Below are 14,421 nucleotides of genomic sequence, written 5' to 3'. Positions count from 1 at the left end.
GCAACAAATCGTTAAAGCCAAAATAGCAAAAGGTATGATGCGCTGCAAATGCTGTCGCTACTCCTAAAATTCTGTTAGCCATAGATTATTTGTGAGAATGACCATGAAAAAATTACCCGATCTCAGACTATTACTGGAATACAAAAATCCATTAGTTATAGAACGATTTAAACAGAATTTTCCTGGTTTTTCTGATTCTGCAGAACTGCTGTTTGCCGACATGCTCAAATACCTATGGCTCAGTGTAAAACACGAACATGATTTAAAAGCCAACCCTGGTAATCCAGAGCTCCAATTCATTCCTGTGATGCATGAAGAAATGAGGCCTGTGGATAATATGTGGCATGAATTTATTCTGATTACCTTGGATTATCATGAATTCTGTAATCACTACTTTGGAGAGTATTTGCATCATGTCCCCAATATGCGTGAAAAATTGAAGTTTACTGAAGACGATTTTACCAACCAATTGGAGCTGTTTTTGAATTATATTTACGAGCAATTAGGTGAAGAAACCTTAATCCGTTGGTTTAATGAACATTTAGAAGAAGACATGCTTTCAGATGTTGCTTAACCATTTAGGTTTGCAAATTTTTGCACGAATCACGAATGGTTTGCACCATAACCTGTAATGCCTTAACGTGCCTTTGCTCCGGTCGGTATGCTAAATAAATTTCATCATGAAAAGTGGGTGTGTTCGGAACTTGGGAAAGTAGCGGCTGATGATGAGTATACACTACTGAACGCGGTAGAATACCCACACCACACCCCGCTGCAGTCAAACTGGCAATTACATCCAGATTCGAGGTAGGTAATAAACGATATTCCTTGATGCCCATTGCCTCCAAATCTTTGAGTAATTTTTGCGTTTGCAATAAATCGACATCGCATAATAAGGTTAACATCTTTTGCTCTTCCATGAGATTTTTATCTTTAGGCTGCCAAAAACCAACCTCATCATCATAAAGCTTTTGCAGAATCAAATCTCTATGCCTCACTGGATTAACAACAATACCAATATCAATGGAAAAATTAATAATTCCTTCGAGAATTTTGCGTGATAAATCATGTTTCAGGGTAATTCTTATTTGAGGATATTGCTCAAGCAATTTGGGCATAAATAAAGGCAAATGATATTGAGCTACAGAAGGATGACAACCAAGAACAAAATCCCCTTGGATTTCATTAACACTTGCTAGACTTTCAGCCCGAGCGGTTTCCCATAAATGAATCAATTGCTTGGCGTGGTTGTAAAATTGTTCCCCCGATTTAGTTAATTTCAACCCATTTTTTATGCGAATAAAGAGACTGGTACCAATTGCATGTTCAAGTCGTTTGACGGCACTACTTAAAGAGGGTTGACTAATTCCCAGGCGTTCAGATGCGCGTGACAAATTCAGCGTTTGACACACTTCGATAAAATAATATAAATCATTTGAGGAAGGCAGCATGGGAACCATCTTAAGAAAGCAATAAGAGCATGTCAAGGAAGTGTTCCATTTACTTGAAAAACACTAAAATATATTTTAAAAACAAAAGCTTGGTTCATGATGCAAAGCCCAGGTTTCGGACCTGAAAACCTTCCTGGCTTGCTATTAAAACCATTTAAGACGGGAAAATTTATTGTCATTTTGAACAAAAAATAACAGTCATTAAGGAAATCTCAATAAATTTAGAATATAATTTCTTATTTTGGATAACAAGGAATCAATATGGCGATAGTATTAGCATTCGATGTATCAGAGACATTACAAACTGGTTCAGAACATGATGACAATGGCCTAGGACAACCGATGCGTGTAGGAAATGAAGTTATTCCAGGAGCATATTCAGTAATGGTTGGCGGACAAAAAACAGCAGAGTTACTTCAACGCGCCCAAAGAAAAGGCATCCCCATCGTTTTAGTAACAAATAATGGTGCAGATTTAGATAAAGAGGTAATTCAACGCACCCTGGATTTTTTTAAAGGCTATGGAGTACATATCCCACCTGAAAACTATATGGGCCCAGAAAAAGATACCGACGGCAGCAAGGTACCAAGACTGGAATCACTTTGCCAACGATTTAATGCAGCTAAAGAAGACATATATTTTTTTGATGATTCCTTTCATAATGTATCAGAAGCAAGAGCCAATGGGTTTAAAGCAATTCAAGTAAAATCTCCAAAAGATTTACAAGACGGCATTACCGAAGTGCTCGATGCACCCTCAGCAACACAAGAAGCAGAAAGAAATCCTTCTATTCCAGGAAACAATTCCAGTTTCTTTACTAATGAATGGGACTTATTTGAACCAGAGTTAAAAGCCTATATTTCTGAAACGACACGTTTGGTACGTATCGAGTTTTTTAACCATGTTCCAACTGGCGAATATTGGAGTATGATGGAAAAACCAGAAAAAGAAGTTATTCTCCAGGATTTCCTCCGGAAAAAATCAAGAAAATATGAGACATTAGATATTGAATTTAGGTCTTATTTATCAGAAGAAACGCAAGGTATTCGCCATAAGATGTCCCCAAAGCCAACGACGGAAGCTTTTTGGAATGGATTAGATGAACAATCTAAAGATCGGTACCTTCAAAAATATGAACAAGCAGTTGGTTATGCTTTATAAATAAAATAGGGTCTGTTTACAGACCCTAACATTATTCATCCCCAAACTACTGCTTTTAACTAGGAACTTAAGACAGTTTATTTACTAACATACCCTCTAACATTTGTGATATAATTGCCCTGAAAATAAACAATTTGAAATGAAAACAAGACCATTTCCCCTTACACTGTCCCCAATAAATAAAGGAAACCGCATGAGTTTTAAGCCGTTAGGTTTAATCGAACCATTACTTCAAGCCATTAACGAATTAGGTTACAAAGAGCCTTCCCCTATTCAAACTCAAGCCATTCCTAAGATATTATCAGGTCGTGACGTTCTGGCTTCAGCACAAACAGGAACAGGTAAAACAGCAAGTTTCGTATTACCTATTTTACAAAAACTCAGCTCAAAACCTCGAGCTAAAAGCAATCGAACTCGAGTACTCATCCTCACTCCAACACGTGAATTAGCCAGTCAAGTACATGAAAGCATCATTCAATACGGACGCTATCTATCGCTTCGTTCTGCGGTAGTTTTTGGCGGAGTAAAAATTAATCCGCAAATGATGAAATTACGTTCGGGGGTTGAGCTTCTAGTCGCTACCCCGGGACGTTTATTGGATTTGCATCAACAACGCGCCATACAATTCGATGAAGTGGATACGCTTGTTCTGGATGAAGCCGATAGAATGTTGGATATGGGCTTCATTCATGACATGAAACGAATTATTAAATGGTTGCCAAAAAACCGGCAAAATCTTATGTTTTCAGCTACTTTTACTGATGAAATTCGTAATCTTGTAAAAACCATTCTAAATCAACCCGTAGAAATTGATGTTACCCCTCGCAATACAACTGTAGTTAAAATCCAGCAAACAGTACATCCAGTTGATAAAAGTCAAAAAGCAGCCTTACTGAGTCATTTAATTCATAAAAATAAATGGGGGCAAACTTTGGTCTTTTCAAAGACCAAACATGGTGCAAATAAATTAGTGAAGCAATTGGCCGAAGCTCAAATTCATGCTGCTGCTATCCATGGCAATAAATCGCAATCCCAGCGAACTAAAGCGTTAGCCGAGTTTAAGTCTGGAGAGTTACATATTTTAGTCGCGACAGACATTGCTGCACGAGGAATTGACATTGAGCAATTGCCCTGTGTGGTCAATTTTGATTTACCGCAAGTTGCTGAGGATTACGTCCATCGTATCGGGCGAACTGGACGCGCTGGCGCCTCAGGATTAGCTATTTCCTTAGTAAGTGCTGATGAAGTAAATCAATTACACGCTATAGAAAAACTAATTCAACGCAAGTTAAACCGTATTGAAGTCGAAGATTTTGAACCCAAGCACAATGTCCCTCAGACCACTATCGGTTCAAAGCCCAAAAAACATTCGTCTACTCATAAGAAAACAACATCAACATACAATAAACCCAATAGAAAACCATTCACAAAAAGCTCAAGAAAAAGTGGCTCTAAAACCTAAATTGGCTGAAAAGCAGTTGTCATTCCTGCAAAGGCAGAAATCCATCCATGATTGAGCACAATGCCAGCATAAAAATGGAGTGCACCAACTCATTCAAGAAAAAGAATTACGAGAAAAGCAAAAATATGCGAATGGCTCATCACGTTTTTTTACGAGTACAGTTGAATCCCAGCAAGTTTCTACGGAACCCATGTCACAGATCTCAGCTGCATTTTTTCCTGGTGCTTCAAATCCAAGTGTAGGGGATAACTGCTAAAGGCATTGCTCTGAGACAGTAAGCAGTGGAATATTGATTAAATAATGGCTAGGCTTACTAGAATATTTAGGTTTATCAAACCAGGAATTATGCTAGGTCAAAAATGACCCAGCATAATTCAATTAAAATTCAGAAGAAATCTTTTTCTCCTGTAATTCAAGATGCTTTACCAGTGCTGTATAGCGAGGTAACACATGATTTAAAGATTGCATTTTAGAAGATTGAAAGAATGGCTGATGATGTATTTCTCCCTTATTTAAAATTAATTCTACTTCCTTGTCTATTTTCACTTCTGTTTCTAACCAACCTGATGAGTCATGTACTAATACCGGTAAGGCAGTAGGCTTAGAAGAGAGAGCTTGATTCAATTGACGGCTGTATACCCTTAGCTGGAATCTAAGAGGATCAGCTACACACGTTTCAACACTATAACCTAATGTAAGCAATTTATTTGTTTCTTTAGGAGTAATGCCTGGAGTAGCAATTTCTTTAAAATCATTAAAAGAAAAAACCTGTGGTGCTTTTTTCAAATGATTATAAACCACTGTTCCTTCATCGCTTTCAAGAACTCTCTGTTTACCTGATGCAGGAATCTGAGATAAACCCATTTCATCCAAAGCAGTAAGAACTTTTAGATCAAGATTACCCTTACCTGGTTTTTTTATTATATCAATAGTATATTCCCCATCCATAAAAGCAATTTCATTTTTAATGAATGATAAATCTGTATCGGCATCCACGTGAGTTATACTGACATTACCTTTTTTGTCAGCAATAATTATTGCCACACAGCCCTCTAATCCTACGGTAGCAGGAAACCCATTTTGTGCTGCTGTTTTTCTAATTGTTTCATTTTGACCCGCAACCCACATTGTTCTAGGTGGTCGTTCGGTAAATATTTTTGCATCCATTTTTGTCTTCTATTAAACACGTTGAACGTGCTTGAAGTATACTTTATTTTGGTCTTTTTGACTAATTATTTTGCATCCAATAATACCCCCATAAGTAAAGCGGGTTCGGTATTATAATTTATCCAATAATGATTTGTTCCGCGTTGCACAACAACATCAAATGGTTTCAGTTTTACTTCAGATTTATCCAATAACAGAGTTACCTCACCTTTTAAAAGAACAACATAATCGATTGTTCGAGTCGTATGCATCATAGGATTAAGGCGAGTATCAACACGACAATGGCTTGCCTGCACAGACGCAAAGACTTCCGCTGCTTGTTTTTCAGCTTCTTCAGGAGATAAATTCTTTTGAAATGGAGGAATTTCAAAAAATCGAAATAGTGTACCGTGAGTCGAGGCTTCTAAACGCGTTGGTTTTCCAGGCAAAAGATTTTTTCCATGAAGGGAGGCAGGCATTTCTTCTGTTTCCCAGAAATCAATAATACCAAGAGGGCCCACACCTACTTCCCGATCTTCTGAAATAAACGATTTTCCATTTTCTCCCCTTTCGGTAACGATGCAACGAAATTTCTTTTCCATTATTTTCTCAATTCCTAATTGTAATTAATAATATAGCTACAAATCCAAAATTAGTTTCAATTTTTAATTATTAGAGAGGAACTAAAGATACAATTTCTCAGCGCCCTGAAATAGAAATATGTTTTATTTCTGCTATTCTTCTTTAAGAGATAATAAAAATTCAAAGGAAGAATCATTATGAAACGATTACCTATCGCCGCTGCTTTATTGGCAGCCTCCTCACTTAGCTTTGCTGCATCGATTTCTTCAATGAGTAAATCGGAAGTAACAGAAGCCTTAAGTGATAAGACTGTCACGACCATATCAGCCGCTACACTCAACGATAAAGTTCTTGCCAATAGTTTTACTGGCTACTTTGGTAAAGATGGTAAAATGATGGGAGGATTTGCGAAACAAACCGAGGGTGCCCCACAAAATGATAAAGGAACTTGGCTAGTAAAAGACGATGGTAGTGTTTGCATGACTTGGGAACACTGGTTTAATGGAAAGGAAGAATGTGTTTATTTTTATAAACTGAATAACGGATTGCTGGTTGTAGGAGCTGACCAAAATTTTGAGAGTGTCATCTTAAATTCTGAGATAAAATCAGGTAATCAAATTGCAGCCAATCCTCAACAAAACCAATAAATAAATTATGTTCTCTGATTGTCGTTTAACAGCAATCAGAGAACTTACAACTCAATAGACTCGCCTAGCTCCTGGATTTTAACCTCTAACTGACGACAAAATTCTTCTTGCCTGCTACTTCTTCATTCGTATCCACTTCTACCGATGTTTTTATAGCTACAAGTTCATCTTTATATTGCTTAAAATTTCGAGCAACATCTTTTTTAGAACTATCCTCTTCGATAGTTTTATAAGACTCCGAAAATATTGAATCCTCTACATCGAAAATCTTTTTACCAATAAAATAATTAATTAATGCTTTAAGTTCATTTACCGTCCCAGGAGCTACTTTCATTAAGCACTCATATTGAGTAACAATCTTAACAGCATCATTGATTAATTCTTGCTGTGCATCATGTGCTGAAGAATTTGGATTTTCCAAATCCTTGGCCAAAAGAGCTCTTAATTCTGCCTCCAGAAGAAATGCAGCTCTTCCTGCAAGATGTTCTTGTTCATAACCATATTTATAATCAAGATTTTTCACATTCTTATAAAAGTGTTCTACTGCTTGATGCACTTTTGATTTAGGCATACATAATTCCTTAATTTTATTTCTGATCCCACGCATAAAGCTTGAGAGATCCTCACAAAATTTAAACACGAAAATACATATTCTACGTCTTCTATTATATCTAAAAAGACTGTCATCCCTGCGTAAGCAGGGATGACAGGCAACAAATGACATTCTTCCTGGTTAAATTTTGTGAGAATCTCTCAGGCATAAAGCACCGAATGTAGACTTTTTGATTCTATATTATTCGATTAGATCACATTTACCCTGTTTTATAAAGAATTACAATATGTCATTTAAGGTTCCCTTAATGATGCTTCTATATACTTGCGACATTTTGTCTTAAATAAATGATTCTACAAAAATCGAGGTGTTCTTATGTATGAAAAAAATGATTTTTTTGATGGCATCGAAGAAAATAATTTTGATTTCTTAGATTTTAATTTTGATGACCTCGATGTTTTTGGAGAAAACCGTACGCCAATTCATTTAGAACAAGAATTGAAACAAGATGATGAAAAACTCTCTACCCCAAGTGATTTACTGAGTTGGATCCCTTCTGAGCAATTCGATTTATTTCCAATACTTGATTCGCAATCGCCTCCTCAGGTCGAACATAGCTCCAAAAAGAGAAAACTTAATAATATGGAATTACAAAATAGAATTAATTCTCTTGAAGAAAGACGAGGCAAACTCCACGATGAAGAGAAAGAAGAATTAAGAAGAAGAAAAAATGCCTTATCTCAACGTCGTGTGAGAGAGAGGGCCAAACAAAAAATAGTTGGCCTGGAAAATCAAGCTGAAACGTTGAGGACGAGTATTTGGGAAACAAATAAAACAATTAAAGAGCTTGAAGTAGAAAATAATCTCCTGAAAAAAGAACTATCCTTTTTATCCAGTTTAGCTAAAACAATTCAGCAAATTAGTAATAATTCATCTGTTCAAAACTACTTCTTTCAGAGTAATCCATTTGAAAACCCTTCTGTAACTCGTTCACATGATGATAACAATTCCACTCGTGTTTCATCGGACTTAATACCCATGGACAGTCAATTTCTCACCGAGGATAAAAGTCATTATTTATATACGGAGAATGAAAGAGCGCCTTATTTAGTACATTTTAATAATGGCAAACTTTATAATTACAAAAATGAAGTCATTTTAGATAGTAGATTGCTCTATGTTCTTGATAAAAATAATAATCTTTATGCCGTGCCTTCCAGCTATGAGTGGAATCATTCTTGGTTTTTTGCAGGCCAGCCAGTAAAAGCCGCCGGCTTTATAGAAACAGATAACACAGGTGAAGTCTTTTTAATTAGCAATGAAAGCGGGTACTACAAGCCTACCATGTTGCAGATGTTGCCGACATTGCGCTATTTTTCACAACAAATTAAACTGTCTCAATCTCCTGCAAAATCAACCGTTGTTTACGAAAGTCATGATAGGGCAAATGAAGGGATTATTCTTACTTACAGACTCAACGATGTTGCACGGTTAAATGGAGCGCAAGACATAAACAATGTTTTACATAAGCTTATGGTGATGGGCAAACAAAGTACAAAAAAAACCAACGTAGTATCAGAGGGAATAAAAGGATATGAAACTAAGATGTATGAGGATAATTCAGAAGTAACACTGTCTCGTTATGGTTTAGGCTCCCAAAAAACTTAATCGCTGCACTATTTTTAAATTAACTTATTCCATAGAGAATCAGCAAACCTGGGATTACCCGTAACCCGGGTTTTGCCTCGCATGCTAATTCTCTCCTCTTTTTCCTTAAACCGGATATAATCGCAAGTTCATTCACATGCTATATCGGAATACTGAAAGAAAACATCATTGTACTGAGCGAGCTCATTATGAAATTTTTTAAAAAGTTATATGTGCAGGTTATTGCAGGAATTATTATTGGTATCATTCTGGGTATTGTTGCTCCAGCGCTAGCTATCTCATTTAAACCCTTTGCAGATTTATTCATCAAGCTAATAAAAATGATGATTACCCCCATTATTTTTTTAACCCTTGTTTCCGGCATTGCTGCAATGAGTGACTTAAAAACTGTAGGGAAGATTGGAGGTATATCACTGATTTATTTTGTGCTAACAACGCTTTGTGCCTTAACTTTGGGGTTGATTGTTGCAAATATATTCCAGCCGGGTACCGGAATGAATATAGACCCGTCTTCTTTAAATATCTCCGAAGCACGCTCATATCTTGGTAAAGCAGAGCAAATAGACAATGTTCAGGATTTTGTTCTCAATATTGTTCCTGAAACATTTTTTAGTGCATTTATTCATGGGGAAATTCTGCAAGTATTGTTTGTTGCAATCATATTTGCATTGGGCTTGATGTCTTATGGAAGCAAAGGAAAATTCATCTTAGAAGGCTTCGAGCATCTGGCAAAAATATTTTTTAATATAATCCATGCGATGATGCATTACGCTCCAATAGCAGCCTTTGCTGCGATGGCTTACACAGTAGGCCAATATGGCGCCCATTCTTTACTTGAATTGACTGAATTACTGATTTGTTTTTACTTAACATGCATTGTATTTATCGTGATCCTGCTCGGCAGCGTCCTCTATTTTGCTTTAGGCTTAAATGTATTTAAAGTGATTCAGTATTTTAAAACTGAAATTTTTATTGTTTTTGCTACCTCATCTTCTGAAACAGTAATACCTAATTTATTGGAAAAATTAATTGAATTAGGGTGCGATAAATCAGTGGTCGATTTGGTGATACCAACAGGTTATTCTTTTAACTTAGATGGGACTGCAATTTATCTTACTCTTGCAGCTTTATTTATTGCACAGGCAACTAACTCTGATTTAACGTTTCATCAGCAAATCTTTTTATTGCTTATCATGATTATCAGTTCAAAGGGAGCTGCCGGCGTTACAGGTAGTGGTTTTATTATATTGGCCAGTTCTTTAGCGGCTGTAGGCACGATTCCTGTTGCAGGAGTAGTTATAATTCTTGGGGTAGATCGTTTTATGTCTTCAGGAAGATCCTTAACCAATATGATTGGTAATGCCATTGCTGTATTGATTATTTCAAAATGGCAAAAATTGATTAATATGAAACGAGTTCACGAAAAGCTTGCGTAAAAGAATAAGCCTGGCTGCAAGCAACTGTCTTTTCACATCCTCTGCTTACGCCCCGCTGCTTGTCCTGTTTTTTAGGTAGTAGCCTGGGTGAAACGCAGTGAAACCCGGGTTCCGGTCTTACAGACCTGCACCCAGGCTACACAATTAAGTAAGCGTATTTGTTTGTTGTATTTCTGGAGCTAATGATTTTTGAGAAAACACCACCGGCTTCGATAATCCAAAAAAAGTTCTGTTATAATCTGAAATCCTCATGGAAGGTTCTGTTCCTGTTTTCATCAATCTAAAGAACGCATCATAAGCCCCCTCAACGTCATAAATCTTGGTTGCAACCTGAACATGAGCCATTTTAGAGCTTGGCGTCTTATCTATTTTTGTCTGGCTTGTGCTTAAGTCGACAGTGAGCTGCAGCGGCTCAAATAATGCCATCAAAGGATTTAACGCGATCATGGCGGATAAACTATCCCAAAATTGTAATTTACCATAGAACAATTCCTCTCCCATCCCCCGTAATAAAGACGTTAACATATCTTTGACCAATTTTAACGCGGGTAATGTTTCCTTATCTAATCGGGCAATAAAAGTTCGAGTCATAGGCATTTGACACGTAATGTCGATTGGAACAAGCCATATAGAAAGATTGGGAGTCGTAAAAACACGTTCTGCAGCTTTTGGATCAGCGTAAAAATTCCATTCTGCTTGGGTATTTTCTGTATTAGGGATCAGATCTGAAATATTTCCTGGCACTTTTACAGCACCTCCCATAATGACTATTTTTTCAATTTTTTCTATGCAATCAGGATGAGCAGAGATCAGCTGAGCAATATTGGTTAATGGTCCAGTAGCTACTAGTGTTATTTTTTCATCACTGGACATTAACGTGTCATATATTAATTTAACAGCGGAGTCTGTAACTTGAGAATCAGTCACCAATGGCACATCGGTATCATTTAAAATCGTATTTGCTTCTTTAGTAATATATTCAGGAAAGGGAGTACCATGATGATCCATTGCAGAATTAACACCGTATGCAACAGGGATTTTTGCTGTGGGTTTTAACATCCGACATACTCGTTCCATATTTTCGGCACCGATTTTGGTAGTCGACTCTCCATACGCTACAGTGACAGCAACTACATCCGCATTAAGCAGCAATAAACACAACGCCATTATATCTTCATAGGCAGCATCACCATCATGTATTACTTTCATTGCAAATCCTTAGTATATTTTACATAGTGTATGCTATGTTAAATTCATAAAAATTTCTGCATCCAACAAAATAGAACGAGAAAAAATTTTGGAGCAATTCGCTATCTTGAGCCAAAATGCTGCGATTTTTAGAGCACAGAAACGGAGCATACACGAACTATGTGAGTATCGGAGCGCAGAAAATCGAAGCATTTTGGCCAAGAAAGTAGAATTGTAAACAGCCCCCTATGGAGTAGCGTGTATGCCAAAACTAAATACTGTTCACACTTACGATCCCTTAAAATTTATTAAAAAAATGCACACTAAAGAGGAACTCATTAATGAAAAGGAACTTATTGAATATCTCCATAGTGCATATCGTCACGCTTTAAGGAAAATATTACTCGCATCCCCTGCTTCTTTCGCAGAAACATCCTCCATATATGAGCTTTGTGTTGATGTCATCTTAAACAGCGATGATTTAACCCAGGTCACTGTAAAGTGGATTGATGATCAAATAAATAAAAACAAAGAATTCCATAAATTAAAAAATTTAAAGTCAGATGACCCTGATGCTGAAAAACTCCAATTAATCAAGGATATCACCAAGGCACACCAAGCCAATTTAGCTATTGATGAACATGTTGTTTCTTATGTAAATAGTACTCTAGCTCTTGAGAATATATTAAATAAAGAATATAAATATGGATTTTTTGCAACTCAAAAGAGCGATTTGGCAAATAAAGAAGCTGTTGCGGCACTTAAAGATGCTTTAAAAGAAAATCCAACGAATCTCTTAACACATTTACCCACCTTACGTAAGGGTGAATTAGGTGGGGCTATTAGAGTCTTTGTAAAACAAGGTTTGGCAGATAAATTATTGAATGGCACAACAGTTCATACGGTAAGCGATTTCATAACGGCATTACACGAGCAAGCGCATCTTAATCAGCCCGCGACAGCAGGCGTGTCGTAACCTGGTTGTTTGCAACTGTCTCTTAGTCACAAGTTAAAATTCTTGGGGAAAAGTCAGATTTGAGTGCAGTCCCAACCCTATTTTTTCGTATCACCACTACTTGAATTATTTGGTGTTGTTTTTGGCATTTCTATAGTAGTTTTAGGAACCTCTTTAATTACTGCAGGAATTGTGGGTGTTGTAGTACCAAGACTCTCACGAAAGAAATAATATGCTGCAATAACGACAAGAATAACAATCACGACTAGAGCAACAATTGCAACACTACTACTTGAATCATTTCCAGCCATTATAATCTCCCTATAGTTATAATCCGCAGCAATTCAAGTGTAAATTTATTGCTCAATCCTAGTAAGTATAGGATAAAAACAAGCTGAATTTACATGATAAAATTTATTCCATTATCACGCTATATGAAAATTCAGCTTTGGGAACAAAGGGGAAATAACCTGTTGGTCTCATACTCAAGTTGCCGAAAATTGAGTCTTGATTTCCCCCTCTACAGCCTAATTGACCTAATAGTAAGAGCTATAAGAGTTAGAAAATGGGCTGGGATTAAATTTCCCTTCTTCTTGCTTTTTATCCTCATTTCTTACTTGATCCACTTCTTGAACAAGTTCATTTGAGTGTGTTTCTAGTTTTTGCTCTTGAACCGTTTGGGTTGCTGGTGGCATAAGGTTAATCATTTTTTGTGTACTATCACTTGGAGCAGTCACTTCCTCCTGAGATCGAGACAATTTCGGTGATTGTTTTTGATAGCTCATTCCGCGCTCACATCGTTTTTTTTGCAAAGCCTCCCAGTCTTCTTCCAAGCCCGTAGCAAAACCATATTTCTCTTTAAACCACCTCATCGCATGCTCTACTTGAAAATAGGGTTTGATCAGTGTCTCAGCAAGAATATGTCCATTTCCCTCATCGGGGCCCTTCGCAAAAAAAACGGTCGCTTTCCGTTCTTTTAAATCACCGGTTAAATCAATTGCAACCCACCCTCTCCATGGTCCCATATCCCCTGTCTTAAACGCAGTAAGTGGTTTGCCGTTTCCATCTACTTCAAGTTGAAACCCCAAACATTCAGCTACATAGTTTAAATCCTGGTGATCCGACACTGTCGCTTTTGCCCAAGGATCCTGTGTCATCCGAATTCGAGGATTAAAAGCATAGTGCAATGTTTTATCATTCATCCAAGCTTGCACAAATCGTGCATAATCTTCCGCAGTAGTAGTTAAGGTATTTGCTGCGCATGGTTTTTTCCCAAAACTGCTGTGGTCCATATGTAAAGGGGCAAACACATATTTTTTAGCAAGCACATCAAGGTTTGCGGTATGACCCCGTTTTGCTACTTCTTCAAGAATTTTGGGTAAGTAGGAATTAAGCTCCTGGACATCCGTAAGCTTTTGTAGATTACAATTGAGCGCATTTAAGTCTATGGTGCTCGATCTTCCTACCCCTGTAATATCAACAATAGTATATCTTAGATTCGGAGGATTGATTGAAACATACAGTGTGTTTTCTTCAAAAGAAACATTCTCCGGCATTAAAGCAAGTTTGGGTTCGTGAAGCTTTTCAATCACTTTTTGCAAATAAAACAAAGGTAGACCTGAATATCTATAATATTCTTGGCCAGGTTCAAACTGATGATTCACCTCATTGGTCCAGTTATTTAAATCAAAACCGGTTTTATGAGAGAGGATCATTTCTGGCGTGAATGCATTAATGCGTGCTATGTCCTCTTCATTAATTTCCTCATCTTCTTTCCATTTAAAACCATGTTGTTGACAAAAGTCCTTAAAGGGCAAAATGTCATTAAGCCTCTTCATATCTAAAGAGAGCTTGCCAGCTTCTGCAAGTTTTAATACCAGATAAGTAAATACTGGCTTACTCAGTGATGCAGCGCCAAACACCGTATCTTCATTTACGTCTCCATAGCCCTGGGTTACAGGAGTGTCATTACCTCTCACTGTAGCCACACTTATTTGTTCTATATTGGCTTTCTTCCTAATCATTTCCACATTAGATGCTGTGCTGTTGGACTTAAAGATCGGCGCCACAAAACTTATAAATTTTGCTTTCATGCTGTTCTCCTACAATGTTACCGTTCAATAAATCCATTATATCGAAACACACACCGCAAATTGTATAAACTTTGTATTG

General features: G+C 37.0%; 15 protein-coding genes. 8 read left to right on the top strand and 7 right to left on the bottom strand.

What is annotated here, in order from left to right; translation table 11 throughout:
* The first annotated feature begins 103 nt into the window (after positions 1–103).
* Complete coding sequence (locus Lani_RS12020) at positions 104–574, top strand: glycine-rich domain-containing protein (protein WP_019234973.1); 471 nt, start codon at positions 104–106, stop codon at positions 572–574.
* A 4-nt stretch (positions 575–578) separates the two neighbouring features.
* Here Lani_RS12020 and Lani_RS12015 read toward each other — a convergent pair whose 3' ends face one another.
* Entirely contained in the window at positions 579–1,451 is an 873-nt protein-coding gene (locus Lani_RS12015; protein ID WP_040523201.1) for a LysR family transcriptional regulator, read from the bottom strand.
* Between the two features lie 261 nt (positions 1,452–1,712).
* On the opposite strand from Lani_RS12015, the gene Lani_RS12010 reads away from it, so the two are divergent.
* The 3 genes from Lani_RS12010 to Lani_RS20215 all read left to right on the top strand — a co-directional run bounded on the left by Lani_RS12010 (position 1,713) and on the right by Lani_RS20215 (position 4,330).
* Positions 1,713–2,612, top strand: coding sequence for an HAD family hydrolase (locus tag Lani_RS12010; RefSeq protein WP_019234971.1), 900 nt, complete (start codon positions 1,713–1,715; stop codon positions 2,610–2,612).
* A 193-nt stretch (positions 2,613–2,805) separates the two neighbouring features.
* Entirely contained in the window at positions 2,806–4,074 is a 1,269-nt protein-coding gene (locus Lani_RS12005; protein ID WP_019234970.1) for a DEAD/DEAH box helicase, read from the top strand.
* 79 nt (positions 4,075–4,153) lie between these two features.
* Positions 4,154–4,330 (top strand): hypothetical protein, encoded by a 177-nt coding sequence (locus Lani_RS20215; RefSeq protein WP_019234969.1) that lies wholly within the window; start codon positions 4,154–4,156, stop codon positions 4,328–4,330.
* A 122-nt stretch (positions 4,331–4,452) separates the two neighbouring features.
* On the opposite strand, the gene Lani_RS12000 is transcribed toward Lani_RS20215, so the two are convergent.
* Together Lani_RS12000 and Lani_RS11995 are read right to left on the bottom strand one after the other, a co-directional pair.
* Entirely contained in the window at positions 4,453–5,241 is a 789-nt protein-coding gene (locus Lani_RS12000) for a hypothetical protein (RefSeq protein ID WP_019234968.1), read from the bottom strand.
* Positions 5,242–5,306: 65 nt separating this feature from the next.
* Positions 5,307–5,822 carry a cupin domain-containing protein gene (locus Lani_RS11995; RefSeq protein ID WP_019234967.1) on the bottom strand — a complete coding sequence of 172 codons (516 nt, stop codon included), beginning with the start codon at positions 5,820–5,822 and terminating at the stop codon, positions 5,307–5,309.
* 177 nt (positions 5,823–5,999) lie between these two features.
* Between Lani_RS11995 and Lani_RS11990 the strand changes: the two genes are divergently transcribed.
* Positions 6,000–6,449, top strand: coding sequence for a hypothetical protein (locus tag Lani_RS11990; protein ID WP_019234966.1), 450 nt, complete (start codon positions 6,000–6,002; stop codon positions 6,447–6,449).
* An 85-nt stretch (positions 6,450–6,534) separates the two neighbouring features.
* On the opposite strand, the gene Lani_RS11985 is transcribed toward Lani_RS11990, so the two are convergent.
* The gene (locus Lani_RS11985; protein ID WP_019234965.1) at positions 6,535–7,020 is read right to left on the bottom strand and encodes a hypothetical protein; all 486 of its coding nucleotides are present in this window, start codon (positions 7,018–7,020) and stop codon (positions 6,535–6,537) included.
* Between the two features lie 357 nt (positions 7,021–7,377).
* Here Lani_RS11985 and Lani_RS11980 point away from each other — a divergent pair, with 357 nt between their 5' ends.
* Together Lani_RS11980 and dctA are read left to right on the top strand one after the other, a co-directional pair.
* A complete protein-coding gene (locus Lani_RS11980; RefSeq protein WP_058388552.1) occupies positions 7,378–8,670 on the top strand; it encodes a bZIP transcription factor in 1,293 nt (430 codons plus the stop codon).
* A gap of 188 nt (positions 8,671–8,858) precedes the next feature.
* Positions 8,859–10,106: a C4-dicarboxylate transporter DctA gene (gene dctA, locus Lani_RS11975; RefSeq protein WP_019234963.1), complete on the top strand. Its 1,248-nt coding sequence runs from the start codon at positions 8,859–8,861 to the stop codon at positions 10,104–10,106.
* A 144-nt stretch (positions 10,107–10,250) separates the two neighbouring features.
* On the opposite strand, the gene Lani_RS11970 is transcribed toward dctA, so the two are convergent.
* On the bottom strand, positions 10,251–11,315 hold the full coding sequence (locus Lani_RS11970) for a nucleoside hydrolase (RefSeq protein WP_019234962.1): 1,065 nt from the start codon (positions 11,313–11,315) through the stop codon (positions 10,251–10,253).
* Positions 11,316–11,556: 241 nt separating this feature from the next.
* On the opposite strand from Lani_RS11970, the gene Lani_RS11965 reads away from it, so the two are divergent.
* Complete coding sequence (locus Lani_RS11965; protein WP_019234961.1) at positions 11,557–12,270, top strand: hypothetical protein; 714 nt, start codon at positions 11,557–11,559, stop codon at positions 12,268–12,270.
* A 77-nt stretch (positions 12,271–12,347) separates the two neighbouring features.
* Here the strand turns inward: Lani_RS11965 and Lani_RS11960 are convergent, their stop codons facing one another.
* A complete protein-coding gene (locus Lani_RS11960; protein WP_019234960.1) occupies positions 12,348–12,560 on the bottom strand; it encodes a hypothetical protein in 213 nt (70 codons plus the stop codon).
* 225 nt (positions 12,561–12,785) lie between these two features.
* Positions 12,786–14,342 (bottom strand): serine hydrolase, encoded by a 1,557-nt coding sequence (locus Lani_RS11955; protein WP_019234959.1) that lies wholly within the window; start codon positions 14,340–14,342, stop codon positions 12,786–12,788.
* Positions 14,343–14,421 lie beyond the last annotated feature (79 nt).

This window comes from Legionella anisa (assembly GCF_001467525.1).
GTDB classification, from domain to species: Bacteria; Pseudomonadota; Gammaproteobacteria; order Legionellales; family Legionellaceae; genus Legionella; species Legionella anisa.
This window is presented reverse-complemented; position numbering and strand designations above follow the sequence as displayed.

Excerpts from the sequence above, each read along its gene's own strand:
- Lani_RS12020 (WP_019234973.1), top strand. The coding sequence starts at position 104 with ATGAAAAAATTACCCGATCTCAGACTATTACTGGAATACAAAAATCCA.
- Lani_RS12015 (WP_040523201.1), bottom strand. The coding sequence starts at position 1,451 with ATGCTGCCTTCCTCAAATGATTTATATTATTTTATCGAAGTGTGTCAA.
- Lani_RS12010 (WP_019234971.1), top strand. The coding sequence starts at position 1,713 with ATGGCGATAGTATTAGCATTCGATGTATCAGAGACATTACAAACTGGT.
- Lani_RS12005 (WP_019234970.1), top strand. The coding sequence starts at position 2,806 with ATGAGTTTTAAGCCGTTAGGTTTAATCGAACCATTACTTCAAGCCATT.
- Lani_RS12000 (WP_019234968.1), bottom strand. The coding sequence starts at position 5,241 with ATGGATGCAAAAATATTTACCGAACGACCACCTAGAACAATGTGGGTT.
- Lani_RS11995 (WP_019234967.1), bottom strand. The coding sequence starts at position 5,822 with ATGGAAAAGAAATTTCGTTGCATCGTTACCGAAAGGGGAGAAAATGGA.
- Lani_RS11990 (WP_019234966.1), top strand. The coding sequence starts at position 6,000 with ATGAAACGATTACCTATCGCCGCTGCTTTATTGGCAGCCTCCTCACTT.
- Lani_RS11985 (WP_019234965.1), bottom strand. The coding sequence starts at position 7,020 with ATGCCTAAATCAAAAGTGCATCAAGCAGTAGAACACTTTTATAAGAAT.
- Lani_RS11980 (WP_058388552.1), top strand. The coding sequence starts at position 7,378 with ATGTATGAAAAAAATGATTTTTTTGATGGCATCGAAGAAAATAATTTT.
- dctA (WP_019234963.1), top strand. The coding sequence starts at position 8,859 with ATGAAATTTTTTAAAAAGTTATATGTGCAGGTTATTGCAGGAATTATT.
- Lani_RS11970 (WP_019234962.1), bottom strand. The coding sequence starts at position 11,315 with ATGAAAGTAATACATGATGGTGATGCTGCCTATGAAGATATAATGGCG.
- Lani_RS11965 (WP_019234961.1), top strand. The coding sequence starts at position 11,557 with ATGCCAAAACTAAATACTGTTCACACTTACGATCCCTTAAAATTTATT.
- Lani_RS11960 (WP_019234960.1), bottom strand. The coding sequence starts at position 12,560 with ATGGCTGGAAATGATTCAAGTAGTAGTGTTGCAATTGTTGCTCTAGTC.
- Lani_RS11955 (WP_019234959.1), bottom strand. The coding sequence starts at position 14,342 with ATGAAAGCAAAATTTATAAGTTTTGTGGCGCCGATCTTTAAGTCCAAC.